General features: G+C 73.7%; 24 protein-coding genes. 8 read left to right on the top strand and 16 right to left on the bottom strand.

The window, feature by feature from the left end; translation table 11 throughout:
• The gene (locus tag ACFQQI_RS15805) at positions 1 to 1203 is read left to right on the top strand and encodes an arginine deiminase (protein ID WP_378565249.1); all 1203 of its coding nucleotides are present in this window, start codon (positions 1 to 3) and stop codon (positions 1201 to 1203) included.
• 71 nt (positions 1204 to 1274) lie between these two features.
• Positions 1275 to 1646 (top strand): Crp/Fnr family transcriptional regulator, encoded by a 372-nt coding sequence (locus ACFQQI_RS15800; protein ID WP_378565246.1) that lies wholly within the window; start codon positions 1275 to 1277, stop codon positions 1644 to 1646.
• Positions 1647 to 1786: 140 nt separating this feature from the next.
• On the opposite strand, the gene ACFQQI_RS15795 is transcribed toward ACFQQI_RS15800, so the two are convergent.
• The 4 genes from ACFQQI_RS15795 to ACFQQI_RS15780 all read right to left on the bottom strand — a co-directional run bounded on the left by ACFQQI_RS15795 (position 1787) and on the right by ACFQQI_RS15780 (position 5164).
• On the bottom strand, positions 1787 to 2722 hold the full coding sequence (locus ACFQQI_RS15795) for a DUF5926 family protein (RefSeq protein WP_378565243.1): 936 nt from the start codon (positions 2720 to 2722) through the stop codon (positions 1787 to 1789).
• A 10-nt stretch (positions 2723 to 2732) separates the two neighbouring features.
• On the bottom strand, positions 2733 to 3539 hold the full coding sequence (locus ACFQQI_RS15790) for a glycerophosphodiester phosphodiesterase family protein (protein WP_378565240.1): 807 nt from the start codon (positions 3537 to 3539) through the stop codon (positions 2733 to 2735).
• Between the two features lie 13 nt (positions 3540 to 3552).
• Positions 3553 to 4740 carry an ATP-binding protein gene (locus tag ACFQQI_RS15785; protein ID WP_378565237.1) on the bottom strand — a complete coding sequence of 396 codons (1188 nt, stop codon included), beginning with the start codon at positions 4738 to 4740 and terminating at the stop codon, positions 3553 to 3555.
• Between the two features lie 154 nt (positions 4741 to 4894).
• Positions 4895 to 5164 carry a hypothetical protein gene (locus ACFQQI_RS15780; RefSeq protein WP_378565234.1) on the bottom strand — a complete coding sequence of 90 codons (270 nt, stop codon included), beginning with the start codon at positions 5162 to 5164 and terminating at the stop codon, positions 4895 to 4897.
• 54 nt (positions 5165 to 5218) lie between these two features.
• Here ACFQQI_RS15780 and ACFQQI_RS15775 point away from each other — a divergent pair, with 54 nt between their 5' ends.
• Positions 5219 to 6085 carry an Fpg/Nei family DNA glycosylase gene (locus ACFQQI_RS15775; protein WP_378565231.1) on the top strand — a complete coding sequence of 289 codons (867 nt, stop codon included), beginning with the start codon at positions 5219 to 5221 and terminating at the stop codon, positions 6083 to 6085.
• 10 nt (positions 6086 to 6095) lie between these two features.
• Positions 6096 to 6431 (top strand): rhodanese-like domain-containing protein, encoded by a 336-nt coding sequence (locus ACFQQI_RS15770; RefSeq protein ID WP_378565228.1) that lies wholly within the window; start codon positions 6096 to 6098, stop codon positions 6429 to 6431.
• On the opposite strand, the gene aat is transcribed toward ACFQQI_RS15770, so the two are convergent.
• On the bottom strand, positions 6428 to 7105 hold the full coding sequence (aat, locus tag ACFQQI_RS15765; protein WP_378565225.1) for a leucyl/phenylalanyl-tRNA--protein transferase: 678 nt from the start codon (positions 7103 to 7105) through the stop codon (positions 6428 to 6430). The two genes, ACFQQI_RS15770 and aat, sit on opposite strands and share 4 nt — an antisense overlap.
• A gap of 50 nt (positions 7106 to 7155) precedes the next feature.
• On the opposite strand from aat, the gene ACFQQI_RS15760 reads away from it, so the two are divergent.
• Entirely contained in the window at positions 7156 to 7848 is a 693-nt protein-coding gene (locus ACFQQI_RS15760) for an EcsC family protein (RefSeq protein WP_378565222.1), read from the top strand.
• On the opposite strand, the gene ACFQQI_RS15755 is transcribed toward ACFQQI_RS15760, so the two are convergent.
• From ACFQQI_RS15755 to ACFQQI_RS15730, 6 genes are read right to left on the bottom strand one after another with little or no spacing between them, the layout of a single operon-like run.
• Positions 7809 to 9023: a hypothetical protein gene (locus ACFQQI_RS15755; protein ID WP_378565219.1), complete on the bottom strand. Its 1215-nt coding sequence runs from the start codon at positions 9021 to 9023 to the stop codon at positions 7809 to 7811. The genes ACFQQI_RS15760 and ACFQQI_RS15755 overlap by 40 nt on opposite strands.
• Positions 9020 to 10126, bottom strand: coding sequence for a hypothetical protein (locus tag ACFQQI_RS15750; RefSeq protein ID WP_378565216.1), 1107 nt, complete (start codon positions 10124 to 10126; stop codon positions 9020 to 9022). Before ACFQQI_RS15750 ends, ACFQQI_RS15755 begins: the two co-directional genes overlap by 4 nt.
• On the bottom strand, positions 10123 to 11217 hold the full coding sequence (locus ACFQQI_RS15745; RefSeq protein ID WP_378565213.1) for a hypothetical protein: 1095 nt from the start codon (positions 11215 to 11217) through the stop codon (positions 10123 to 10125). Before ACFQQI_RS15745 ends, ACFQQI_RS15750 begins: the two co-directional genes overlap by 4 nt.
• The gene (locus ACFQQI_RS15740; protein WP_378565210.1) at positions 11214 to 12149 is read right to left on the bottom strand and encodes a hydroxymethylglutaryl-CoA lyase; all 936 of its coding nucleotides are present in this window, start codon (positions 12147 to 12149) and stop codon (positions 11214 to 11216) included. The genes ACFQQI_RS15745 and ACFQQI_RS15740 overlap by 4 nt, the downstream gene beginning before the upstream one ends.
• Positions 12146 to 13885, bottom strand: coding sequence for an acetyl/propionyl/methylcrotonyl-CoA carboxylase subunit alpha (locus ACFQQI_RS15735; protein WP_378565207.1), 1740 nt, complete (start codon positions 13883 to 13885; stop codon positions 12146 to 12148). Before ACFQQI_RS15735 ends, ACFQQI_RS15740 begins: the two co-directional genes overlap by 4 nt.
• The gene (locus ACFQQI_RS15730) at positions 13885 to 15396 is read right to left on the bottom strand and encodes a carboxyl transferase domain-containing protein (protein WP_378565582.1); all 1512 of its coding nucleotides are present in this window, start codon (positions 15394 to 15396) and stop codon (positions 13885 to 13887) included. Before ACFQQI_RS15730 ends, ACFQQI_RS15735 begins: the two co-directional genes overlap by 1 nt.
• Positions 15397 to 15550: 154 nt before the next feature.
• On the opposite strand from ACFQQI_RS15730, the gene ACFQQI_RS15725 reads away from it, so the two are divergent.
• From ACFQQI_RS15725 to ACFQQI_RS15715, 3 genes are all read left to right on the top strand, one after another.
• Complete coding sequence (locus ACFQQI_RS15725) at positions 15551 to 18871, top strand: hypothetical protein (RefSeq protein ID WP_378565204.1); 3321 nt, start codon at positions 15551 to 15553, stop codon at positions 18869 to 18871.
• Positions 18872 to 18955: 84 nt separating this feature from the next.
• On the top strand, positions 18956 to 19345 hold the full coding sequence (gene trxA, locus ACFQQI_RS15720; protein WP_378565202.1) for a thioredoxin: 390 nt from the start codon (positions 18956 to 18958) through the stop codon (positions 19343 to 19345).
• Positions 19346 to 19365: 20 nt separating this feature from the next.
• Positions 19366 to 19923, top strand: coding sequence for a TetR/AcrR family transcriptional regulator (locus ACFQQI_RS15715; protein ID WP_378565199.1), 558 nt, complete (start codon positions 19366 to 19368; stop codon positions 19921 to 19923).
• On the opposite strand, the gene ACFQQI_RS15710 is transcribed toward ACFQQI_RS15715, so the two are convergent.
• Genes ACFQQI_RS15710 through ACFQQI_RS15690 form a run of 5 tightly spaced genes read right to left on the bottom strand, consistent with a single transcriptional unit; the run spans position 19889 to position 25810 of the window.
• Positions 19889 to 20947 carry an FUSC family protein gene (locus tag ACFQQI_RS15710; protein ID WP_378565196.1) on the bottom strand — a complete coding sequence of 353 codons (1059 nt, stop codon included), beginning with the start codon at positions 20945 to 20947 and terminating at the stop codon, positions 19889 to 19891. The genes ACFQQI_RS15715 and ACFQQI_RS15710 overlap by 35 nt on opposite strands.
• Before the next feature lie 2 nt (positions 20948 to 20949).
• Complete coding sequence (locus ACFQQI_RS15705) at positions 20950 to 21399, bottom strand: potassium channel family protein (protein WP_378565193.1); 450 nt, start codon at positions 21397 to 21399, stop codon at positions 20950 to 20952.
• Positions 21400 to 21428: 29 nt separating this feature from the next.
• Positions 21429 to 22085, bottom strand: coding sequence for a hypothetical protein (locus ACFQQI_RS15700; protein ID WP_378565190.1), 657 nt, complete (start codon positions 22083 to 22085; stop codon positions 21429 to 21431).
• Positions 22085 to 24775, bottom strand: coding sequence for a DEAD/DEAH box helicase (locus ACFQQI_RS15695; protein WP_378565187.1), 2691 nt, complete (start codon positions 24773 to 24775; stop codon positions 22085 to 22087). The genes ACFQQI_RS15700 and ACFQQI_RS15695 overlap by 1 nt, the downstream gene beginning before the upstream one ends.
• Positions 24776 to 24784: 9 nt before the next feature.
• Positions 24785 to 25810 carry a zinc-binding dehydrogenase gene (locus ACFQQI_RS15690; RefSeq protein WP_378565579.1) on the bottom strand — a complete coding sequence of 342 codons (1026 nt, stop codon included), beginning with the start codon at positions 25808 to 25810 and terminating at the stop codon, positions 24785 to 24787.
• Positions 25811 to 25816 lie beyond the last annotated feature (6 nt).

The following is a 25816-nucleotide window of genomic DNA, read 5'->3' as shown; positions in this document are numbered from 1 at the left end:
ATGAACACCCACGGCGCCGACAGCGAGGTCGGCCGTCTCCGCACCGTCCTGCTCCACCGGCCGGGCAACGAGCTGCGGCGGCTGACGCCGCGCAACAACGACCGGCTGCTCTTCGACGGGATCCCCTGGGTCGCCCGCGCGCAGGAGGAGCACGACGCCTTCGCGGAGGCGCTGCGCGACCGCGGCGTCGAGGTGCTCTACCTGACCGACCTGCTCACCGAGGCGCTCCAGAGCGAGACGGCTCGCGAGGGCGCGATCACGACCGCGCTCGGCGGCCTGCACCTCGGCGACACGCTGCGCGACCACCTCACGGGGTTCCTGCGCGAGGCGTCGCCGGAGGACCTCACCGGCTACCTGACCGCGGGCATCCGCAACGACGAGGTGCGCGGCGGCTTCGGGCTGGTGACGTCGCTGCTCGCGCACGACGACTTCCTCGTCGACCCGCTGCCCAACCTGCTCTTCACCCGCGACTCCTCGGTCTGGGTGCGCGACCGGGTGGCGGTCACGTCGCTCGCGATGCCGGCCCGCTCGCGCGAGACCCAGCTGACGGAGCTGATCTACGCCGAGCACCCGCGCTTCCGCGGCACCCGCACCATCCACGGCTGGCGCAACGAGCACGTCGAAGGCGGCGACGTGCTGCTGCTCGCGCCGGGCGTCATCGCGGTCGGCGTCGGCGAGCGCACGACGCCGGCGGGCGTGGAGCGGTTCGCCCGGCAGGTGTTCTCCGACGGCCTGGCGCACACGGTGCTCGCGGTCCCGATCGCCCAGGAGCGCGCCACGATGCACCTCGACACGGTCTGCACCATGGTCGACGTCGACAAGATCGTGATGTACCCCAACGTCGCCGACTCCCTGCAGGCCTACGCCGTGACCCCGCTCGACGACGGCAGCCTCGCGGTCTCCGACGCCGAACCGTTCCTGGTGGCGGCTGCGAAGGCGATGGAGATCGACACCCTGCACCGGATCGACACCGGCCTCGACCCGGTCACCGCCGAGCGGGAGCAGTGGGACGACGGCAACAACACGCTCGCGGTCGCCCCACGGGTGGCGGTCGCCTACGAGCGCAACGTCGAGACCAACGCCCGGCTCGAGGAGGCGGGCATCGAGGTCGTGCGGATCGCGGGCTCCGAGCTCGGCTCCGGCCGCGGCGGGCCGCGCTGCATGAGCTGCCCGGTCACGCGGGAGCCGCTCCCGACGGACTGAGCGCGTTTTGCGCAGCCCCTCCCGGGGCACCGTGGAGGTTGGGGAGGGCTCGACGTGAAAGGCGAGCGCCTGTGCCCGACACCTTCTTCGACCGCTTCTCCCCTCGCGAGATCGCACAGATCTGTGCGGTCGGCACGCACGTGCACGTCCCGGAGGGCTGGTCGCCGATCTGGCAGGAGACACCGGCCGACAAGGCCTACGTGATCCTGGACGGCGCCGTCGCCGTACGCCGCGACGGGCACGAGGTCGCCCGGCTCGGGCCCGGCGACGTCGTCGGCGAGACGGCGCTGGTCAAGCACTCGCTGCGTACGGCGTCCGTCGTCGCCCTGACGGGCCTCGACATGGTGCACTTCACCGGCGGGGAGATCGAGCAGCTCTCCGAGGAGATGCCGGCCTTCAGCGAGGTGCTCGGCGAGATCGCGGAGGACCGCTTCCCGGCCTGACCGGACCCAGCCGGTCCGGGACATGGAAAGCCCGGTCGTCGGCGACGGGGGATGCGCCAACGACCGGGCTCCGTGAGCCTACGCGGCCCACCACAACCTTCCCAACTCGGGGGTAACAAAACCCGGTCGGAAGTCCGGGCTCAGCGGATCGTGACCTGGCGGTTCGCGAGGCCGGACCGCGCGGCGCGCTCCTCGGCCGTCAGGTCGGAGTCGTCGGCGAGCGCCGCCGCGAGGTCGGCGGCGAACCGCGCGGCCGGCTCCTCCAGCGCCTCGGGGCCGGTGCCGAGGGGCAGGTCCCAGACCGGCGCCAGCAGGCCGTGGGCGCGGAACATGCCGACGAAGCGCGAGTCCTCGACGAGCACGTCCTTGCCGGCCGCGTGCAGCCGCGCGAGGGCGTCGAGCAGGCGGTCCTCGGGCTCCGGCATCACCCAGCGCAGGTGCTCCTTGGTGCCGACATCGGTCCAGTACGCCGCCTCGACGCTCGTCAGCCGCGCCGTCGGGTTGGCGGCGGTGTTTGCCTGCTCGATCGCGGCAGTCGCGGCGGCCCGCTCGTCCTCGTCGACGTCGTCGAACCAGAAGTCGAACCCCTCGTGGACGTCGATCGTCAGCGGCCCGTCGTCCACGAGGTCCTGCAGGCGGGCACCCGGCCCCGGAGGAGCCGTCAGGCCCACGACGCCCGGCTCCGACTCGAGCGCGGCCTCGAGCACCGCCCCGAGGTCGCGCGACGGGTCCCCGAAGCTGTGCTGCACCTGGAGGCCGAGCCAGATCTCGCCGCTGTCGCGGACCATCGCCGGGGTGGCCATCGGCAGCAGCGTGCAGAGCCGCACCACCCGCTCCGGGTCGGCCGTGAGGGTCAGCCGCGCAGTGGCGGCCGGGACCAGCTCGCGCATCGCGACGATGTCGCACTCCGACGCCAGGTCCGCGAACGGCCGCGCGACGTACACGTCGGCGGCGCCCCCGGGCGCACCGTGGCAGGCCTTGTAGCGCTTGCCCGATCCGCAGGGGCAGGGCTGGCGCGGGCCGACTTCGCCGGGCGCGGTCTGCGGGCGGGACTTGGTGCGCGACTTCTTGGCCATGCGCGCGAGGCTATCGGTGGTCGCCGTCCCGCTGGTCGAGCAGGTCGAGCACGTACGCCGGCCGGTCGGTGATGACGGCGCGCACGCCGAGGTCGAGGCAGAGCTCGAGCTGCGCCTCGGTGTTGACCGTCCACACGTGGAGGTCGTGGCCGGCGGCGGTGATCCGGCGGCCGAGCTCGGGGTGCGCGGTCAGCTCTGCGATGCCCGGCCCGACCAGCCAGTCACGGCCGACCATGCGACGCAGCAGCGACCAGTTCCGCGCGTGCTCGACCAGCATCACCAGGCGCAGGTCCGGCGCCAGCCGCTGCACCCGCTGCAGCGCCGTCCACGAGAAGCTCATCACCCGCGCGGGCGACTCGGCGCCCTCCCAGCCGAAGTGCTTGAGCTGCTCGACGAGGCGGCGCTCGACCAGGCCGCCGTACCGCGTCGGGTGCTTGGTCTCGATCGCGATCTCGACCCGGCGGTCGTAGTCGGCGACGGTCTCGAGCAGGGTGCGCAGGGTCAGCACCCGGTCGAGCCGCTCGTCGGGGTCGGGCGCCTCGTCGTCGAGGTCGGCCCAGGGGTTCTTCCAGGAGTGGAAGTCGAGGGCGTCGAGGTCGGCGAGCTCGGTGTTGGAGATCAGCGCGCGGGTGCTGGCCGTCCGCCGCAGGTCGCGGTCGTGCACGCAGACGAGGTGCCCGTCGGCGGTGAGCCGCACGTCGCACTCGAGCGCCTGGGCGCCGGCGTCGAGGGCGGCGACGTACGCGCGCAGGGTGTGCTCGGCGTTCTCGTGGCTCGCGCCTCGATGGGCGACGACCTCGGGTCTCACGAGGACCATTCTCGCGTGTGAGTCAGCGACTTCTGAGGAACTTGCCGAAGTGCGGCACGGTGAATGCGACGCTCCCCCGCTCGGCGGCGAAGACGAGGCCCTTCTTGATCAGCCCGTCGCGCGCCGGTGACAGCGACTGCGGCTTGCGCGCGAGGTGGCGGGCGATCTCGGCCGTCGGGACCGCCGCGTCGCCGTGCTCGGCGCCGAGGTCGGCCATGGCCGACATGTAGTCGCGCTCGGCCGGCGTCGCCCGGTCGTAGCGCGCTCCGAAGAACCCGACCGCGAGCTCCGCCTCCGCCTCCGGCGCGGCGGCGTGCACGTCGGCGGCGCGGATCGGCGAGCCGACCGCGGCGTCCCACGTCACCTTGCCGTAGGCCTGCACGAAGTAGGGGTAGCCGTCGGTGAGCCGGTAGAGCTCGTCGAGCGCCTCCTGCTCGAAGTCCGCTCCCTCGGTGCCGGCGGGCACCCGCCAGGCGCGGTCGGCCATCTCCCGCGGCAGCCGGTCGACGGAGACGTAGCGGAACAGGCGCTCGGCGTACGACTTGGACGCGGCCAGCGCGACGGGGAGGTGCGGCAGGCCGGCGCCGACCACGATGAGCGGAGCGCCCTGCTGGCTGATCTCGTGGCAGGCGCCGCAGAGGGCGGCGAGCTCCGGGGTGGCGACGTCCTGCATCTCGTCGACGAAGAGCGCGATCCCGACGCCGAGGTCGCCGGCCAGGGTCGCGACGTCGGAGAACAGCTCGACCAGGTCGAGCTCGAGGTCGCCCGAGTCCGCGCGCCCCTTGGCGGCGGTGACGTCGACCGGCGGCGTCCACCGCATCCCGCGCCGGTCGTCGACGGTGGTCTTGAGCGCAAAGCTCTTCAGCACGCCGGCCACCTCGTCGACCCGGTCGGGGTCGCGGTGCCGGTGGGCGACCTCCCGCACGGCGGCGTGCACCGCCTGGGCGATCGGGATCCGCACGCTCTGGTCGGGGCGGGCCTCGATCTTGCCGGTCCCCCACGCGCGGCGTACCGCCTGCCCGCGGAGCGCGTTGAGCAGCACTGTCTTGCCCACCCCGCGCAGCCCCGAGAGCACCATGCTGCGCTCGGGGCGGCCCGCTCCCACCCGCTCCAGCGTGACCTCGAACTGCTCGAGCTCCCGGTCGCGGCCCGCCAGCTCGGGCGGTCGCTGGCCGGCGCCCGGCGCGTAGGGGTTGCGGATCGGGTCCATGTCAGGACGGTATCCGGATGTCTAGCGGATTCGTTAGATTTCGACTCGGGCGCGGCGGCGCGGCAGCTGTAACGGGGTGTTGTGGCTTCTGATCACCCGTCACAACGGGTCAGCAGACGTCCTAACACCCCGTTACAGCTGTGGTGCAGACGGGTCAGGCGGGCTCGGCCGCCTCCGGCCCGACGACGCCGAGCCGGTCGCGTGCGTCCTCGTAGGAGCGCACCAGCCCGGCCCGCAGCAGCTCGATCAGCTGGGGGACCTCGTCGATGGTCAGCCGGAAGGATCCGGCGCACACGTTGTCGCGCCACAGCGAGAGCACGACGACGCCGGACTCCTGGTGCCAGCTCACCCGGAGGGCGCGCTCGCCGCCGCGGGCGTCGAGGTAGATCGACCCCAGCTCCGGGAGCGGGCGGACGGTGGCCACGTCTCCATGATGCTCCCGGCACCCTGAGCGTGTCACCGGTTCTACACTCGGCACGTGCCCGAGCTGCCCGAGGTGGAAGCGCTGGCCCTCGACCTGCGGGGCCGGCTGGACGGTCACGCGATCGCGAAGATCCACGTCGCCCAGTTCAGTGCCCTCAAGACGTTCGACCCGCCGCTGAGCGCGCTCGAGGGCACGCTGGTCGACGACGTGACGCGGCACGGCAAGTTCCTCGACATCGAGGCCTCCGGCCTCCACTTCGTGCTCCACCTCGCCCGCGCCGGCTGGGTGCGCTGGCGCGACGAGGTGCCGACGATCCCGCCGAAGCCGAGCACCAAGTCGACGCTCGCGATCCGCGTCGTCCTCGACGACCAGTCCGGGCTGGACATCACCGAGGCCGGCACCCGCAAGAGCCTCGCGGCGTACGTCGTCCGCGACCCCCAGGACGTGCCCGGCATCGCCAGCCTCGGGCCGGACCCGCTCACCGACGAGTTCACGATCGACCGGCTCAAGGAGATCCTCGAGAAGGAGGGCGGCAAGCAGCTCAAGGGCGTGCTCCGCCACCAGGGCACGATCGCCGGCATCGGCAACGCCTACTCCGACGAGATCCTGCACGCGGCGAAGATGTCGCCGTTCAAGCCCTCCGGCCACCTCACCGACGACGAGCTCACGATCCTGTACGACGCGCTGCGCACCACCCTCGGTGACGCGGTCGCCCGCTCCCGCGGGCTCGCGGCCAGCGAGCTCAAGGGCGAGAAGAAGTCCAACCTCGCCGTGCACGGCCGCACCGGCCAGCCCTGTCCCGTCTGCGGCGACACCGTGCGTGAGGTGTCGTTCGCTGACTCAAGCCTGCAGTACTGCCCGACCTGCCAGACGGGCGGCAAGCCGCTCGCCGACCGGCGGATGAGCAAGCTGCTCAAGTAGGAGGCCTCCGATGTCGCAGATCCCCACCGTCGCCGTCGACGGCGTGCCCGACCCGCTGCCCGACGGGCTGGTGGTCCTCGACGTCCGCGAGCCGGTCGAGTGGGCGTACGGCCACATCGAGGGTGCCGTGCACATCCCGCTCTCGCTGCTGCCGGTGCGCCTCGGCGACCTGCCCGCGGGGCAGACACTGGTGGTCTGCAAGATCGGCGGCCGCTCGGCGCAGGCGGTGGCCTGGCTCCAGCACCAGGGGCACGACGCGGTCAACCTCGCGGGCGGCATGCTCGACTGGGAGGCCGCCGGCCGGCCGATGGTCAGCGAGACCGGACACGCTCCGCACGTGGTCTAGCTCCACCCCGCAGGCAGCGGCGCCTGCAGGGCGCGCGCCAGCCGCCGCAGGTACGCCGACCGGCTGACCTCGACCACGCCGAGCGACGCCAGATGCGGCGTCACCCACTGCACGTCGACGAGTCGCGCCTCCGCGTGGCGGTCGCGCAGCAGGTCGACCAGTCCGACGAGTGCGACCTTGGAGGCGTCCCGGTCGTGGTGGAACATCGACTCCCCGGCGAAGAGCCCGCCGATCGCGACGCCGTATAGCCCGCCGGCGAGGCGGCCGTCGCGCCAGGCCTCGACCGAGTGCGCCCAGCCGAGCTCGTGCAGCCGCACGTACGCCGCCCGGATGTCCCCGTCGATCCAGCCCTGCGGCCGGCCGGGGTCGGCGCAGGCGTCGACGACGGCGGGGAAGGCCGAGTCGACGCGGATCTCGAAGTCCCGGCACGAGCGGCGCAGCGACCTCGACACCACGAGCTCGTCGAGCGGCAACACACCGCGGCGGACCGGGCTGAACCAGTACATCGGGTCCCCGCGCGTGCCGGACGGCATCGGGAAGAGCCCCCGGCGGTACGCCGCCAGCAGGGTGCCCGGCTCCAGGTCCGCGCCGATGCCGACCAGGTCGTCGAGCGGGTCGTAGGCGGCCGGATCGCCGAACGTCCAGCGCGATGGCGGAGGCTCGACAGGTGGCACAACCGGCACGGTAGCGGTCCGTCCCACCCCGGCTCCGTAGGATCGAGCACATGGCGGGCAAGGACAGCGTGGGCCGGATGGCGGGGCGGTACGTCGTGCCGCGGCTGCCGGCGCTGGCGCCCGACCTCAACGCGACCTTCGTACGCGAGGCGCTGAACCGCGCGATCCACGGCGTCGGTCCCCTGGCCCCGGCGGCGGTCGCGGCCGAGCGCCGGCTGCGCGACACCAACGGTCGGCAGGACCGGGCGCTCGACGCGATCGTCGACGACCACGTCCGCCTCGCGGGCGCCCAGGGGATGCTGACCAGCGTCGGCGGCGCGCTGACGGCGGTCGTCGCGATGCCGACGAACATCACCGGCCTGGCGCTGATCCAGACCCGGATGGTGTCGGCGATCGCCCACCTGCGCGGCTACGACCTCGAGGACCCGCGGGTCCAGGACGCCGTGCTCGCCTGCCTCCTCGGCGAGGCCAAGGTCGACGCGCTGGTGCGGGATCAGAAGATCCCGGCGCCCCCGATGGCGCTGGCGACCGCGCCCGCCCACGACCCCGACACCCACCGGGTGCTGGCGGCCGAGGTGACCGCGGAGCTGATGACGAAGGTCGGCGGCAAGCGCGCCGCGGTCGCGTTCACCCGCAAGATCCCGATCGTCGGCGGCGTCGTCGGCATGGGCGTCGACGGCTTCGACACCTGGCGGATCGGCGACTACGCCGGGTCCGAGCTCCGCCCACGCGCCCGCCGGTAGGCCCGCAGCAGGGTGCGGCCGGGCTTGCTGTCCTGGAGGCGGCGCACCGTGCGTTGCCGCCAGCGGTACGTCGGGCGCAGGTAGGAGCGCTCCAGCGCCCGCTGGGTGTCGAGCAGCTCGCCACGCAGCTGGGCCTCGACGTGCCGCAGCCGCGCGGTCTCCAGAAGCACCGCCTTGAGCGCGTCGACGCCCGCCTCTGCCACCTGGGCCTCGTCGGGGTGGTCGGGGCTGACGTAGTCGGCCGCGGGCGGAGCTCCGACGAGGTCGTGCAGGTCGCCGATCACGTCGTACCCGCGCTTCTCGACCTCGGCGATCCACGACGCGGTGACCTCGCTGACCCACGGGTGCAGGTCGGGCGGCAAGGAGAGCCGCGGCGACGAGGTGCGCTCCGACAGGGTGTTGTGCGCCAGCAGCTCGCGCACCAGCGGCCGGTAGTCGGCCGGGTCGAGCTGCTGGTTGACGGCGCGGTTGATGCGCCGCACCAGCGTGGTCTCCGGGACGCCGAGCGACGGGTTGGCGCGCTCGGCCTCGAGGTCGAGGTCGATGCCGTCGAGGCCGAAGGCGACGCTGAACCGCTTCCACAGCAGCTGCTGCGGGCCGCCGGCCGGCGGGACCGTGACGACGTGGATGCGCTCGGGCGGCAGGTCGTGGCCCCACCGGTCGAGGATGTCGGGCAGCTCCTGCACGCCCCAGAACCACGTCGAGATCCGGGTGTCGCGGGCCGGGTCGGTGATCTGCTCGAGGAACGCGCGGTAGGGCAGCGCCGCCCGGTGCTTGACGTTCTCCTGCCACTCGGCGGGGATCTGGCGCACCAGGTCGCGCGCGGAGATCACCAGGTGGACCTCGGCGCCGTCGCCGTGCCCGAGCGAGGTGAGTGCCCGGCCGGCCTGCGCCCGCGAGGCGGTCGCGAGGATCTCGTGGCTGACGATGGCCGTGCCGCGGTGCCGGCGTACCTCCTCGGCGAGGCGGTCCCACGCACCGACGGCCTCGGCCTCGAGCCCGCCCCACGGCATCCGCATCAGGTCGAGCGCCGCGAGGAAGTGGGCGTCGAAGCGGTCGGCCGGGTAGAGGATCTCGTCCCGCAGCAGCCGCCGGCGGTTCCGGAAGAGCACGTCCTGCAGGTACGACGTGCCCGTCTTCGGGGTGCCGACGTGCAGGAGGACCCGCGTGCTCACTTCACTCTCCCGTTCTCCGGCTTCTCCAGGAGCAGGCGCATCCCGAGCGCCAGCGCGCCGGCGTCCGACGGCTCCGGGACTCCGGGGCGATCGACGGGCAGGAGGCTGTCCGGGTCGCCGTGGACAGCGTATCCACCGCGGAGCACCGCATCCCGCATCCGCGTCGCCTGCCCGTGCGCGCTCTCGAGGTGCCGTGCGGGCAGCACGAGCGCCGGCCCCTCGGCGGCGGTGAGCCGCGGCAGGAAGGTCCTGCGCAGCAGCTCGCGCCGCACCGGGGGTACGGCGAGCAGCCCGATCACCTGGCCGACCCGGCGGGCCAGGTCGACGGCGTCGGCGGTGAGCGGCGGCGCCCCAGCCGGCGCCCGGCGGACCCGGACCAGCCGCGGCAGGGCGGCGACGTCGAGCACGACCCGGACGCGCGCGGCGCCGACCTGTCCGGCCCAGAAGTCGGCCGTGCGGGCGAGGTCGATGCGGTGCGGCAGCTCGAGGGCCGCCCGGGCGACCCACTCGCGGAAGGGCGGCGCGCCGTACCCGAGGCTGCGGGCGGTCCACTCGTGGACGAGCATCCGGCCGACGTCGGTGCCGAGCACCAGCACCACGGACCGGCCGCCGCCCGGCGGCCGGCCACGGGCGATCAGGTCGTCGCGTCGGGGGTCGGCGAGCACCGGGTCGCCGACCAGGCGGTAGCGCTGCCGCCACGGCGGGATCGCGCGGGGCCGCGGCGGCGTGGGCAGGCCGGCGGCGACGACGTCCTCGGCGAGCAGGCCGGCGAGCACGCGCAGCAGCTCGTCATCGGGGAGGTCGGCGGGGTCGACGGGGGCCGGGCCGAACGACCGCGGCTCGACCGCGCCGACGAGCTCGAGGTCGGGCCGGCCACGGCCGGGCGCGCTGGCCTCGAGGACGCGGGTCGCGAGAGCGGGCGGGACGGCCCCGGTGAGGTTCAGCCGGCGGAGCAGCTCGAGCTGCTGGGCTCCCGGCAGGTAGCGGCCGCGGGGCTCGACAGCGCCCGCCCAGTCGCGCCAGGGCGTGGTGCCGCCGTCGTGCAGGTGGGTGTGCCAGCCCCAGGCGCGCCGGAGGCCGCCGGGGTCGGCGTCGGGGGTCACCGCTCGCGCAGCCGCTCGGCCTGGGTGCGCACCCGCGAGACCAGCGTCCGGTCGGGGTCGGGTCGGCGCGCGGCCTCGCGGGTCATCGCGGCGAGCGCGTTGAGCGCGGTGTCGAGCTGGCGCTTGCGGCCGACCCGGTCGGGGTGCCGGTAGCGCTCCTCGGGATCGGGCCGCACCGGCCGCAGCTCCTCGACGTCGCCGACGAGGTGGACGCCGCTGCCCTGGATCCACTCGATCCAGCGCTCGGCACGCTCCTCGGCCCAGTCGAAGTGGTCGGGGGGCAGGCGTACGGCGGCCGACTCCCGGCGCACCAGCTCGCCCTGGTCGAGCAGGTTGCGGATCAGCTCGTCGTACGCGCCCTCGTGGCGGGTGGCCCGCTTCATGCGCTTGTTGAGCTGGCGGATCACCTGGGTCTCGGACCGGCCGAGGGACCGGTTGGAGCGGTTGCTGTCCAGCGGGGCCCAGGCGGGGTCGATGCCGAACACCTCGCACATCCGGTCCCACAGCGGGTCGCCGTGCCGGCGGTGGTCGCCGGACTGCGGCACGGTCACGACGTGCACCCGCTCGGGCGGCAGCCCCGCGCCCCAGGTGCCGAGCACCCGAGGCAGGTCGAAGGCGCGGCTGAACCAGGTCTTGTTCTGCACCATCCGCTCGAGGAACCGCTCGTAGGTCCACGCGCGGCCCTGCTTGATGCTCTCCTGCCACGCGGCCGGCACCTGACGCGCCAGGTCGCGCGCGGTGTAGACGACGTGGATCTCGGCGCCGGCCAGGTCGCGCATCGCGCGGGCCACCTGGTCGGACGTCGCCGGCGCGAGGACCTCGTGGCTGATCACCACCGTGCCGGAGCGGCGCTTGACCTTGCGCACCATGGCCGGCCAGCCGCCCTCGGCGTGGCCGGCGGGCCCGCCCCAGTCCTGGCCGAGCAGGTCGAGAGCGGCGCGGAAGTTGAACAGCGCCGGGCTGGCCGTCGGGGCGCCCAGGAAGTGGACGCCGTGCGACCCCAGCGACCGGGCATTGAGCGAGAGCCGGTCCTGCACGTACGTCGTCCCGGTCTTCGGCGCACCGACGTGCAGGTAGACCCTCCGACTCATGAAGGGGATTCTGCCAGCGCCCTGACCACGGCGGACGGGCTGGGCCGTCCGAGGTGCCCGGCCATCCACACGCTGGCCGCGACGACCTGCTCGAGATCCACCCCGGTCTCGATGCCGAGGCCGCGCAGCATCCACACCAGGTCCTCGGTGGCGAGGTTGCCGGTGGCGCTCTTCGCGTAGGGGCAGCCGCCGAGCCCGCCGGCGCTCGCGTCGTACGTCGTGACGCCGGCCCGCAGCGCGGCGTACGTGTTGGCGAGCGCCTGGCCGTAGGTGTCGTGGAAGTGCATCGCGAGCTGGTCCAGGCTCATGCCGGCCTGCCCGAACGCCTCGACGAGCGCGGTGACGTGGCCCGCCGTGCCGACGCCGATGGTGTCGCCGAGGCTGAGCTGGCTGGCGCCGAGGTCGAAGAGCCGCTTGCCGACGCCCACGACCTGCTCGACCGGCACGGCGCCCTCCCACGGGTCGCCGAAGCACATGCTGACGTAGGCGCGGACGTCGAGGCCGGCGTCGCGGGCGCGGCGCACGGTCGGCTCGAACATCGCGAACTGCTCGTCGAGGCTGCGGTTGAGGTTCTTCTGCGCGAACGTCTCGGTGGCGGAGCCGAAGATCGCGATGTGCCGCGCCCCGAGCTCGAGGGCGCGATCGAGGCCGCGCTCGTTGGGTACCAGCACCGGGCAGTCGCGGCCCGCCTCGCCGAGCAGCTCCATGAGGTCGGCGGCGTCGGCGAGCTGGGGCACCCACTTCGGGTGCACGAAGCTGGTGGCCTCGACGACCGGCAGCCCGGCCGCGAGCAGCCGCTGCACGAACTCCGCCTTCACGCCGGTGGGCACGAGCGCCTTCTCGTTCTGCAGGCCGTCGCGGGGGCCGACCTCGTAGATCGTGACCCGCTCCGGCAGGCCGTCGGCGCGCACGGTCATCGGCAGGTCACTCATCCCGGCTGCACCTCCAGGAGCGTGGCGCCGAGCGCGACCTGAACGCCGGTGCTGGCGGTCAGCCCGGCGACGGTGCCGTCGAACGGCGCCTTGAGCGAGAGCTCCATCTTCATCGCCTCGAGCACGACCAGCACCTGGCCGGCCTCCACCCGGTCGCCGTCGGCGACCCGGACGTCGAGCACGGTGCCCGGCATCGGCGAGGTGATCGCCCCGTCGCCGAGGTCGAGCGCGTGGTCGCCGAAGACGTCGGGCCGCTGGAAGACGAACCGCTGGCCCTGGTGGACGATCTCCACGTGGTCGGTGCCGACCTCGGCCACCGGGCGGTGCCGGGGCTCGGATCCACTGAGCGTCACCGGCTCGTCGAGCTCGATCACGACCGGCGCCGGCTCGGCGCCGAGCCGGAAGCCGTCCGAGCGGAACGGCCCCTCCTCCTCACGCCGGGTCAGGTGGACCTCCCACGCCGCCAGTCGTCGGGCCTCGCCCGGGTCCGGCGCGGGTACGTCGTGCCGGTCCAGCCAGGCGGTGTCGATCGCGGCGTCGCGGAACTCGTCGCTGGCGACCAGCACGCGCAGGAACCCGGTGTTGGTGGTGAGGCCGAGGATCGCGGTCGCGTCGAGCGCGTCGACGAGCGCCGTGCGCGCCTCCTCGCGGGTCGCGCCGTGGGCGATCACCTTGCCGAGCATCGGGTCGTACGACGTGCTCACGACCTGGCCACTCTCGAGGGCGTGGTCGACGCGCACGTCGTCCGGCCAGCGCACCTCGGTGGCCTTGCCGGCCTGGGGCAGGAAGCCGCCGAACGAGTCCTCGGCGTACACCCGCGCCTCGATGGCGTGGCCGCTGACGGTGACGTCGCCCTGCTCGATCGGCAGCGGCTCGCCGGCGGCGACGAGGAGCTGGAGCTCGACGAGGTCGAGGCCCTGCCCCTTGATCAGCACGATCGCCTCGGTGACGGGGTGCTCGACCTGCAGGCGGGTGTTCATCTCCAGGAAGTAGGGCTCGCCGGTGCTCTCGTCGAGCAGGAACTCGACGGTGCCGGCGTTGCGGTAGCCGACCTGCTTCGCGAGCGCGACGGCGCTGCTGGTGACGAGGTCGCGGACCTCGGGCGTGATCGTCGGGGCGGGTGCCTCCTCGAGCACCTTCTGGTGCCGTCGCTGGGTGGAGCAGTCGCGCTCCCAGAGGTGCAGGACGTTGCCGTGGGCGTCGGCCAGCACCTGGACCTCGATGTGGCGGCCGCGCTCGACGTACTTCTCGACGAGGAGGGTGTCGTCGCCGAAGGCGCTGCGCGCCTCGCGCGCGGCCGCTGCCCTGGCCTCCTCGAGGTCGGCCTCGTCGCGCACGACGCGCATGCCCTTGCCGCCACCGCCGGAGGCCGCCTTCACCAGCACCGGGAAGCCGGCGTCCTCGCCGCGCGGGACGACCGGCACGCCGGCGGCGACCGCGATCTCACGCGCGTGGTCCTTGCGGGCCATCGCCTCCATGGCCTCGGGCGGCGGCCCGATCCAGGCGAGTCCGGCCGCGGTGACGGCGCGCGCGAAGCCGGGGTTCTCGGAGAGGAAGCCGTAGCCGGGGTGCACCGCGTCGGCACCGGCGGCGACCGCCTGCGCGACCTGGGCAGCGGGGTCGAGGTAGTCACCGGTGCTGGCGGTCGCGTCGATGCCCAGCCGGTGGCAGGTGCGGGCGATGCGGGCGGCGATCTCGCCGCGGTTCGCGATGAAGACGTTGGTGAACACCGCCATCACATCCGGAAGACGCCGTAGGACGGCGCGGGGACGGGGGCATTGGCGGCGGCCGCGAGGCCCAGGCCGAGGACGCGGCGGGTGTCGGCGGGGTCGATGATCCCGTCGTCCCACAGGCGGGCCGTGGCGTAGTAGGGCGAGCCCTGGGTCTCGTACTGGTCGCGGATCGGCGCCTTGAAGTCCTCGTCGTCCGGCTTCCCGGCGACGGTCGCGAGCACGGACGCCGCCTGCTCGCCGCCCATCACGGAGATCCGGGCGTTCGGCCACATCCAGAGGAATCGCGGGTCGTAGGCGCGGCCGCACATGCCGTAGTTGCCGGCGCCGAACGAGCCGCCGATGACGACGGTGAACTTCGGGACCACCGAGCAGGCGACGGCGGTGACGAGCTTGGCGCCGTCCTTGGCGATGCCGCCGTTCTCGTACTCCTTGCCGACCATGAAGCCGGTGATGTTCTGCAGGAACACCAGCGGGATGCCGCGCTGGTTGCAGAGCTCGATGAAGTGCGCGCCCTTGAGCGCGGACTCGCTGAAGAGGATGCCGTTGTTGGCGACGATGCCGACCGGGTGGCCCCAGATGTGCGCGAAGCCGGTCACCAGCGTCTCGCCGTACAGCTTCTTGAACTCGTGGAAGCGGCTGCCGTCGACGACCCGGCGGATCACCTCGCGGACGTCGTACGGCGTGCGGGTGTCCGCCGGCACGACGTCGTAGACGCTGCTCGGGTCGTCGTGCGGCTCCTCGACCTCGAGGACCTCCCAGGGCGCGGCGGTCGAGCGGGGCAGGGTGCCGACGATGCTGCGGACGATGGCCAGCGCGTGCCCGTCGTCCTCGGCGAGGTGGTCGACGACGCCGGAGGTGCGGGCGTGCACGTCGCCGCCGCCGAGCTCCTCGGCCGTGACGACCTCGCCGGTCGCGGCCTTCACCAGCGGCGGGCCGCCGAGGAAGATCGTGCCCTGGTTGCGCACGATCACTGTCTCGTCGGACATCGCGGGCACGTAGGCGCCGCCGGCGGTGCAGGAGCCCATCACGCTGGCGACCTGCGGGATGCCGCGCGCGGAGAGGTTGGCCTGGTTGAAGAAGATCCGGCCGAAGTGCTCGCGGTCGGGGAACACCTCGTCCTGCATCGGCAGGAACGCGCCGCCGGAGTCGACGAGGTAGACGCACGGCAGGTGGTTGTCGGAGGCGACGGTCTGCGCGCGCAGGTGCTTCTTGACCGTCATCGGGTAGTAGGTGCCGCCCTTCACGGTCGCGTCGTTGGCGACCACGACGACCTCGCGGCCGGCCACCCGGCCGATGCCGGTGACGACGCCGGCACTCGGCACCCCGCCGCCGTACATCTCGTACGCCGCCAGCGGGCTCAGCTCGAGGAACGGACTGCCCGGGTCGAGCAGCCGGTCCACCCGGTCGCGCACCAGCAGCTTGCCCCGGTCGGTGTGCTTCTGCCGCGCCGCCTCGCTGCCGCCCAGCCGGGCGATCGCCAGCCGCTCGCGCAGCTCGTCCACCAGCTCCTTCATGTGGCTCACCGGGTCAAGGTTAGCGATCGTTAACCGCCGGCGCCAGAACGCCGCCAACCATTCGTGATCAAACGATTGACAAGCCGGGTGTGACCCCCGTTACTGTGCAGAGCGCGCAATCGTTTGATCAACCATCGAGTCTCGGGAGCTCTGGATGTCGACCTGTAGTGCACGCGCGGCCGCGCTGGCCGCCCTCACCCTGATATCGGCGGGCCTGCCCTGCCTCACCACCGCCGCGGCCGCGGCCGCACCCCCCGCAGCCGACCGGGCCGGAACCTCGGTCGCCTGGCGCGGGGACGACCTCCGGGTCGACACGGCGAAGGTCGTCGCCCGTTCGGACCTCGTCCTCGAGCAGCCCGCCTGGCGCGACGAGCAGAGCATGCCGCTCGGCAACGGCCGGCTCGGCGCCGCGGTGTGGAACCGCGACGGCTTCACCGCCCAGCTCAACCGCAACGACACCTTCCCCAGCCTCCGGACCGCCGGGCGCCTCGTCGTACCGGGGCTGATGCGGCTGGCGACAGCCGGCGACTACCGCGGCCGGGTCGACCTCTACGACGCCGAGCTCGAGCAGCGCGGGCGCGGGATGTCCGCCACCGCCTTCGTGCGCGCCGACACCGACCAGCTCGTCCTCGACGTGACCGGTGCGCCGGCGGGGGTGCGCCAGACGGCGGAGCTGCGCCTCCCGGCGAACCGGAAGCCCAGCACCTACGCGGCGGGCGACGTCGCTGCCCTCGCCGAGACCTTCACGGCCCGCAACGGCACGACGGGCGCGGTCGCCGCGATGACCGCGCAGGCCCGGAACGTCACCGCGACGGTCGTCGACGATCAGACCGTCCGGCTGGAGTTCACGCCGGCGCCCGACGGCAGCTTCCGCCTCGTCGTCGGCGCCCCGTCGTACACGGGTGGTGACCTCGCCACCGCGACCACGAACGCCGTCGCCGGCGCCTCGGGCGCGGCCCCCGAGCGGCACCACCTCACCTGGTGGCACCGGTTCTGGGACCGCGAGGTCGCGCCGCTGCGGATCGAGTCCCCGGACGGCGTGGGCGAGTACATGGAGGCGCTGCGGGCGCAGCAGCTGTACACGACGGCCGCGACCCAGCGGAACGAGCTCCCGACCGGCCAGGCCGGAGCGGCGAACATGCTCTACCCCTGGCCGGACTCCGCCGTGTCCCCGTCCACCTGGTTCCACTTCAACGTGCGCCAGCAGGTCTTCGCCAACCTCGGCGCCGGGACCGCGGCCTTCAACGCTCCCTACCTGCGCCTCTTCACCACGCACCTCGAGCAGCTCCGGCAGGTGACCCGGGAGCACTGGGCGGGCGCCGAGGGCGTCTGCGTTCCCGAGCTCATCGACTACGACGGGACGACGCCGGACGGGTGCGACAGCGACGCCGGCCCCACCTGGACGAACCGCATCCTGAGCGGTGGCCTGGAGGTCGCCCACAACGCCTGGCAGACCTACCGCTACACCGGTGACGACACCTACCTCAGCGAGGGCTACCCGCTGATGCGCGAGGTCGCCCTCTTCTACCTGTCGATCCTGGAGCCCGGCGACGACGGCCGCCTCCACCTCCACCACGTCAACTCGTTCGAGACCCAGTGGGACACCACCGACCCGATGCCCGACGTCGCCGGCATGAAGGTGATGTTCCCGATCATCGCGCGGCTCGCCGAGCAGCGCGGCGACAGCGACCTCGCCGAGCGGCTCGACGCCGCGGTGCCGCAGCTGCCCGACCTGCCGACGACCACGCGCCGCGGCAACGACGTCTACGGCTGGTCCGCCACCAACGAGCCGGCGAAGAACACCCAGAACACCGATCTCGAGGCGGTCTACCCCTGGGGTCTCGCCGAGGCCTCCTCCCCGCTCGCCCAGCGGACGTTCCGGGACCGGGTCTTCCCGCTGACCCGCGAGTGGAACGAGGACCCGATCTGGGCGGCCCGCCTGCACCTGCCGGACCAGATGAAGGAGCTGCTGGTGCAGGGCACCGAGGACCTGCAGAAGTACGCCAACGGCTTCACCGTCCACGGCAAGAACGACGACCCCCAGGCCAGCCACAACCTCTACAGCTCGTGGAACGGCATCGTCGCCGGCGCCCTCCAGGAGGGTCTCGTCCAGTCGTACGACGGCACCGTCCGGGTGGCCGCCTCGGTGCCGGAGGACTGGGACGTCGACGGCACGGTGGTGCTGCCCGGCGGACACCGGGCGAGCACCCAGGTCCGCTCGGGATCGCCGCTCTACCTCGGCATCGAGGCGGGCTCCGACGAGACGCTGACGGTCGCCAACCCGTGGCCGGGCGAGGCGGTGCGCGTGGTGAGCGATGACACGACCGTCGTGGCGCCGAGCCGGGTCGACACCGTGGACGTGCCGGTCGTGGCGGGGCGTTCGTACCTCCTCGAGCGCGTCGCCCACCCGGTCACGTCGTACCGCTTCGCCGCGGTGACGGGCGCCGCCGCCGGCGCCGCCAAGCACCTCGGTGAGCGGACGCTCGGCGTCGACGACGGCATCCCGCAGATCGAATCCGACCTGGTGACCGACGTGGCGCCGGAGAAGCTCCACGCCCTGGTCCGGGCCCGCTCCGGGAACCCGCTCTACGTCGACCGCAGCGACACCATCGCGACCCTCCCGCAACAGCTCGCCGGCGCCGTCCAGGTCCAGGGCGCGCAGGCCGACGCCCGGGCGACGACCCCGGCCGACTACCTGTCCTTCGACCTCGCGCGCCCGGCGACGGTGTACGCCGCCTTCGACGCCCGCGGCGAGGGGACCTGGTGGCCGGGCTGGCTGGCTCAGCAGGGGTTCGAGCGGACGCCGCTGACCGTCGGCACCCGCAACTACCTCCGCCGGTTCGACATCCAGCAGGGTCACTTGCGCGCCTCCGGCGGCGGCGTGACGCTCTCGAAGCAGGGGGTGGACTGGGGCGACCAGGTGGTCGACGTGACGCTCCGGCAGATCCAGGTCGGCGCGAGCCTCGTGTTCCGAGCGCCCGACAGCCGGAACGGCTACGTGTGGCAGATCGGCGGCTCCCTGGGCAGCGACGGCGGCCTGGGCCAGCTCAGGATGAGCAAGATGGTCGATGGGCGCACCACCCTGCTCGGCCGGGTCGTGCCGATCGAGCCCGCACCGGGGAACACCTACCACCTGCGGATCGAGGCGGTCGGAGACCGCATCCGGACCTTCCTCGACGGCAAGCTCGTGGACGAGCGGACCGACGGTACGTTCGCGGCCGGCCGGGTCGGCTTCAACCTGGGCGGCTCGGACGTCGGCGAGTACGACGACCTGTCGGTGTCGACGCCCGCCGGAGCGACGCTCTTCGAGGAGGACTTCTCCGGCGACCTGTCGGCGTGGGACCTGCCGCCGCGCCGCGAGGACGTGCCGCTCGTCGTCTTCGCCAAGCAGGTGCCCGCCGGACGGGTGACGCTCGGGCCGAACTCCGGGACCGGACAGGGCGACGCCAGCTACGTCACGTTCGTGAAGGAGTAGTCCCGGAGCAGCTTCCGGGGGAGGGCCGCCCGCGCGGCGGCCCTCCCCCCGGAACAATCCCCGCCGTCGAGCCGTTGGAACGGCATGACCGCAGTAGCGCTGACCGCCGACACCTTCGAGCAGACCGTCGTCGACAACGACATCGTGCTCGTCGACTTCTGGGCGTCCTGGTGCGGCCCGTGCCGCCAGTTCGCGCCCGTCTTCGAGGCAGCGTCCGACCAGCACTCCGACGTCGTCTTCGGCAAGGTGGACACCGAGGCCGAGCAGTCCCTGGCGGCGGCCGCGCAGATCACCTCGATCCCCACGCTGATGGCCTTCCGCGACGGCATCCTCGTCTTCGCCCAGCCCGGCGCCCTCCCGGCCCCGGCACTCGAGCAGGTGATCACGGCGGTCAAGGACCTCGACATGGACGACGTACGCCGTCAGATCGCCGCGCAAGAGTCTGCCGCTCAGGGGGACGAGCAGCAGGGTTAACAGCCGCTAACCTTGGCGGCATGAGCCGCCGCCCGGATCGACGCAGTCAGATCCTCGACACCGCGGCGGAGCTGTTCGCGGCGCGCGGCTACCACGGGGTCTCGGTCGCCGACCTCGGCGCCGCGTGCGGGATCTCCGGGCCGGCGCTCTACAAGCACTTCGAGTCCAAGCAGGCGATGCTCGCGGAGATGCTGGTCTCGATCAGCGAGGAACTGTTGCGCGTGGGCCGGCAGCGCGCCGCGGACGCCGCCGACCCCGCGGCCGCCCTCGCCGCACTCGTCGACTGGCACGTCGACTTCGCGCTCCGGCACCGGCCGCTGATCGTCGTGCAGGACCGCGACTGGGAGTCGCTCCCGGAGGACGCGCGCGAGCAGGTGCGCCGCCTCCAGCGCGAGTACGTCGACCTCTGGGCCGCCCAGCTGCGGCTGGTCGACCCCGCGCGCGACCTCCCCACCGCCCGGGCCATGGCGCACGCGGCCTTCGGCCTCATCAACTCCACCCCGCACAGCTCACTGCTCCCCGACGCCCAGATGCGCGAGGTGCTCACCCGGATGGCGGTGGGGGCGCTCCGCGGATGAGCACGCTGGCCAGCAGGCCGACGGCGGCGCCCGCGAGCGTCGAGACGAGCCGGCCGGTCACGGCCGACGAGCTGCCGGAGACGACGCTGCCCGCCACCGTGAGGACGGTCGTGCCCAGCGTCGTCAGGAACGGGCTCCGCAGGAGGTAGGCCAGGCCGGCGACCATCGCGACCACGCCGAAGGCGATGACCGCCCAGTCCGGCGCCACCAGCCCGACCGCGCCCGTGACGAGCACCGCGGCCACGACCCCGGCCACGCGCGCGAGGGCGCGGTCGACGGTGTCGGAGGCAACCGGCTGCGTCACCGAGAAGGCGACCACCAGCGCGTACAGCGCGACGGGGTCGCGCCACGCCTCGAGCACCGCCACCATCGGCACGAGAACGACGACCCGGCGTACGGCGAGCCGCGCCCACTGGTTGTGCTGTCGCTCGCGGAGCGCGGTCGCGATCGCGGCGCCCAGCCGGGTCGCGAACCGCCCCGGCAGGCGGTCCGGAGCGTCGCCCGGCTCCTCGCGCCGCGCCCGGAGCGCCGCGACACCGACGATGAGCGCGGCGGCCGTGCCCAGGCCGACCGCGCCCGCGACGAACGTGTGCGAGAGCGGCGCGTCGCGCACGAGCCCGAGGCCGACCGCGAGCACGTACGCCGTGCCGCCGAGCGCGCCGACGAGCCGCCCGGTCGGCTCGTCCTGCTGGGCGAGCGCGGTCACCGCGAACACCACGGCCGCGACGAGCGCGGCCACCACCGGGCGCCCCTCCCCGGCGAGTGCGAGCGGCGGGGCGAGGGCGACGGCGACACCGGCCGGGAGCGCGACCTGCGTGGTCAGGGCGGGCGGCACGAGGACCCCGCCCACGGTCGCCAGCGCCGCCACGAACCCGGCCGACAGTGCGACGTCGGCGTACCCGAGCGCCGCGGCGACCCCGGCTCCGCAGCCGACGCTGAGCAGGACGATCACCGCGACCGGCCACACGGTCGGCAGCGCGGCGTTGCTGGCGATCGCCGCCCGCAGCCGCGACCCGCTGCTCATCGTCAGGACCGGTCGGAGCCGAGCTCGTCGAGCCGGCGCTGGATGAGGTCGAGCTGGGCGCGCATCGCGGCCAGCTCCGCCGCGACGTCGGCGTCACCCGCCGCAGCGGCGGACTGGCGCCGGGCGCGCTCGACGAAGTTCGAGGTGATCGCGGCGGTGGCGATCGCGACGAACGCGATCGACTCCAGCATGATCACGGCGCCGATGACGCGACCCCAGGCGTCCTGGGGCACGACGTCGCCGTACCCGACCGTCGTGACCGTCTGCAGCGACCACCACAGGCCGGTCCCGAGGTCGGGGAACTCCTCGGGGTCGAGGAGGCGGATCAGGATGCCGCCGGCGACGACGCTCACGAAGGTCGCCGTGACGATCACCGCCATCGCTCGCCGGACCGACAGGGGTGCGCGCAGGAACTTCGTGAACTGGCGCTCGACCACACGGAATCGGGACACCATCGCCGGACCTCCTCCCGCCGGGCTCATCATCCCGCCGGCGACACGGGAGGGCCAGACCCGTCCTCCTCCAGCACTCGCGCCGCGTAGAGCGCGGCCTCGACGGCGAGGTCGAGGTCGCGGTCGGCATCGGTCTCGGTGTCGGTCTCGCGGGGAGCCTGCCGCGCGTGCAGGCGCGCCAGCAGGTCGTCGCGCGGCAGCCCGCGCAGCTGCAGGAGCAGCAGCGGGTCCGCGTCGACCAGCCACGCCAGCTGGTGGAGCACGGCGAGCGCGTGGACGCACGGGTCGGCCCAGTGGTCGCACCCGCTCGGCAGCACCTCGGCGCCGGCCTCCTCCGCCTGCTCGACCAGGTCGTGCGGGAGGTCGCCGGCCAGCAGCGACGCGATCCGGCCGGCCTCCGCCGCGACCGTCTCGACCAGCGCGTCGAGGCCCGCGCCGTCGAGCACCGGCAGCGAGCCGTCGACGGTCCAGAGGCCGCGGGCGTCGTCGACCGACGCGACGAAGCGTCCCGGCTCGGTCGCGATCTGCCCGACGTGGCCACCGCGCGCGAGCGCCCGGGCGGCCTTGAGGTCCGCGTCGGCGTACGCCGCCTCCTCGACCGCGCGCACCCACGCCTTGCCCCACCACGTCGTGGCGCGGGCGGCGCCGCGCCGGGGCTGGACCCGCGGGTGCAGGACGGCCGGCACTACTCCTCCATCGCGTCGGGGCGCAGCGCGACCAGGTCGCGGAGCTCGTCGTTGCTGAGCTCGGTCAACGCCGCCTCGCCGCGGCCGAGGACCGCGTCGGCCAGCGCCCGCTTGCGGCCCAGCAGCTCGGCGATCCGCTCCTCGATCGTGCCGCGCGTGATGATCCGGTGCACCTGCACCGGCCGGGTCTGGCCGATCCGGTAGGCGCGGTCGGTCGCCTGCTCCTCGACGGCGGGGTTCCACCACCGGTCGACGTGGATGACGTGGTCGGCGCGGGTGAGGTTGAGGCCGGTGCCGCCCGCCTTGAGGGACAGCAGGAACACCGGGACGTCGCCACCCTGGAAGCGCCGCACCATCGCCTCGCGCTCCCGCACCGGCGTGCCGCCGTGCAGGAGCTGGTGGGGCACGCCGGCCCGCCCGAGGTGCGACTCGAGGAGGCGGGCCATCTCGACGTACTGGGTGAACACCAGCGCCGCGCCGTCCTCGGCGAGCACGGTGCCGAGCAGCTCGTCGAGGAGGTCGATCTTCTGCGAGCGACCGGACAGGCGGACCGCGCCCTGCTTCAAGAAGTGGGCCGGGTGGTTGCAGATCTGCTTGAGCCCGGTGAGGAGCTTGAGCACGAGCCCGCGCCGGGTGTCCTCGTCGGCGCGCTCGATGCGCTCCATGATGTCGCGCACGAACGACTCGTAGAGCACGACCTGCTCGCGGGTCAGCCCGATCCGGTGGTCGGTCTCGGTCTTCGCCGGCAGCTCGGGCGCGATGCCGGGGTCGGACTTGCGGCGGCGCAGCAGGAACGGCCCGATCAGGTCGGCGAACTGCTTCGCCTTCGTGGGCTCCCGGCCCGACTCGATCGGCGCGGCCCACGCCTTCCGGAAGGCGTTGCGGCTGCCGAGCAGCCCCGGGATCGCCCAGTCGAGGATCGCCCAGAGCTCGGTCAGGTTGTTCTCGACCGGCGTCCCGGTCAGCGCGACCCGGGCACGGCTGGGGATCGAGCGGAGCGCCCGCGCGGTCGACGTACGCGGGTTCTTGATGTGCTGCGCCTCGTCTGCGACCACGAGGTCCCAGTCGACGGAGGCGAGCCGCTCGGCGTCGCGCTGCATGGTGCCGTACGTCGTCAGGACGAACCCGTCACCCATCGCGTCGAGGTCGCGAGCGCTCCCGTGGAAGCGCACCACGGGGGTGCCGGGCGCGAAGCGGCCCACCTCGTCCTCCCAGTTGCCCAGCAGGCTGGCCGGGCAGACGACGAGCGTGGGGCCGGTCGCGCCCTCCTGGCGACGGTGCAGGTGGAGCGCGATCAGCGTGATGGTCTTGCCGAGGCCCATGTCGTCGGCGAGGCAGGCGCCGAGCCCGAGCGAGGTGAGCTCGGCCAGCCAGGTGAGGCCGTGCTGCTGGTACTCGCGCAACTCCGCGGCGAGCGCGGTCGGGGGAGCGACCGGCTCGCGGGTGGCCGCTGTGAGCAGCTGCTCGCGCACCTTCAGGAGGCTGGCGCCGACGATCACCTGCTCCTGGTCCTCCGGGCCGGTCTGCACCACGCCGGTCAGGGCGGCGGCGACCGCCTCGGCCGGCTTGACCGTGCGCAGCAGCCGCTTGCGCGCCTTGCGGACGATCGCCGGGTCGACGACGGTCCAGTTGCCGCGCAGCCGCATCAGCGGGGTGGCCGACGAGGCGAGCTGGTCCATCTCGGCCTCGGTGAGCGGGTCGCCGTGCAGCGCGACCTGCCACCGGAAGGCGAAGAGCGACTCTGTGCCGAGCAGCGGCTCGTTGAGGGGCTCCTCGCGGATCTCGCCGGGCGCGGCCGGGCTCGCACGGTCGAGGGTCGCGGTCGCGCTGAGGTCGCGGCCGAGACTGCGCGGCCACAGCACGTCGACGCCGCGGTCACGCAGCGCGCCGACGCCCTCGTCGAGCAGGCCCACCAGCTCGTCGGTGTCGAGCGTGATCTGGTCGGGGACGCGCAGCTCGAGCAGCCGGTCGAGCACCGGCCACGCGTCGGCGGCGGCCCGCAGCGCGATCGTCGCGTGGGTGCGGGCGCGCTCGCCGAACCCGTGCTCCTCCGGCCCGTGCGTCCACAGCAGGGCGAGGTCGCACAGGTGCAGGGGGTTCTGCTCGTCGTGTGCCTGGGGGACCAGGCGTACGGCGCCCGCGACGAGCTCCTCCTCGTCGGCCTCGACCCGGACCGACAGCCGCACCAGCTGCGGCAGGTCGCTCGGCTCCACGCGCCGGTGCCGGGCCAGCCGCGCCTGCAGCCGCTCCTCGAACGTCGGTCCCCGCCGCGCAGGAACGCGCTCGGGCACCTCGACCGGTGGCTGCCGCGGCATCGCGTCGACGATCGCGTCGATGAGGTCGCGCACCAGCGCCTCGTCGTCCCGCTGCGCGCGGGCGAGCATCTCGATGCGGTCCTCGTCGTCGGCGTCGAGACCACTCACCCGCCAGCTCGGCTGGCTGCCCGCCCCCGCGGCGCTCGGCGCGAACTTCCCCGCCGCCACCAGTCGCATGCCCAGCAGCGCGGCTCCACTCAGCAGCCCGACCGTCGGGTGCAGGTCGTCGCGGTTGCGGGCCCTCGTGAGCACCGGGAGCGCCGCCCGGATCGGCAGCGCGACCGTGCGTCGTGCGTCGCTGAACTCGACGACCCCCTCCCGCGGCGGGTCACCGGCGCGGAACGTCGCCGGGCCGGTGAGGGGGACGAAGGACACGCTGAGACGTTAGCCGGGCGCGACGACAGTGATGCCGGCGAGCGTCGCGCGATCGAAGACCGGCAGCAGCCGGGCCGCCTCCTCGAGGCCGATGGTGCGCTCGACGAGCCGCTGGGGCTGCAGCGCACCCTGCTCGATCAGCGCCAGCATCTCGGGGTAGTCGGCGGCCGCCATCCCGTGGCTGCCGAGCAGGTCGAGCTCCCAGGCGATCGCCCGCGCCATCGGTACTCGCGGGTGGCCGTCCACCGGCGGCAGCAGCCCGACCTGGACGTGCCGCCCGCGGCGACGCAGGCCGAGGATCGCGTCGGCGCAGGTCTGCTCGCTGCCGACGGCGTCCACGGACACGTGCGCCCCTCCGCCGGTGAGCTCGGCGATCGCCGCCGGCACGTCGGCGTCAGCCAGCACGGTGCGCTCCGCGCCGAGCTCGACCGCGAGGGCGAGGGCCTCCGGGTTCCGGTCGACGGCGACGACGTGTGCGCCCACGGCCCGGGCGATCATGATTGCGCTGAGCCCGACGCCACCCGCGCCGACCACCGCCACCCACTCGCCCGGGCGCACCCGCGCTCGCCCGACCAGGGCGCGGTACGCCGTGGCGAACCGGCAGCCCAGGCCGGCGGCGGTGGCGAAGTCGACCTCGTCGGGCAGCGCCACGAGGTTGGCGTCCGCCGCGTGCAGGGCCACGCGCTCGGCGAACGACCCCCAGTGGGTGAAGCCCGGCTGCTGCTGGTGCGGGCAGACCTGGGCGTCCCCGACCAGGCACCACTCGCAGCGGCCGCAGCCGCACACGAACGGCACCGTCACACGGTCACCGATGCCCCATCGCTCGACGCCGGTCCCGACCTCGACCACGACGCCGGCGAGCTCGTGGCCCGGCACGTGGGGGAACACGATGTCGTCGTCGTGCCCGGCCCACCCATGCCAGTCACTGCGGCACATGCCGGTCGCCATCACCCGGACCACGACGCCGCCGTCCGGCGACGTCGGGGTGGGAACCTCCCGTACCTCGGGCAGGGCTCGGACCGCATCGACGACCATGGCTCG

The sequence above is a fragment of the Nocardioides sp. GCM10030259 genome (assembly GCF_042666375.1).
Taxonomy (GTDB): domain Bacteria; phylum Actinomycetota; class Actinomycetes; order Propionibacteriales; family Nocardioidaceae; genus Nocardioides.
Note: the sequence above shows the minus strand (reverse complement) of the source record. Positions and strands in the feature narration are given on the sequence as shown.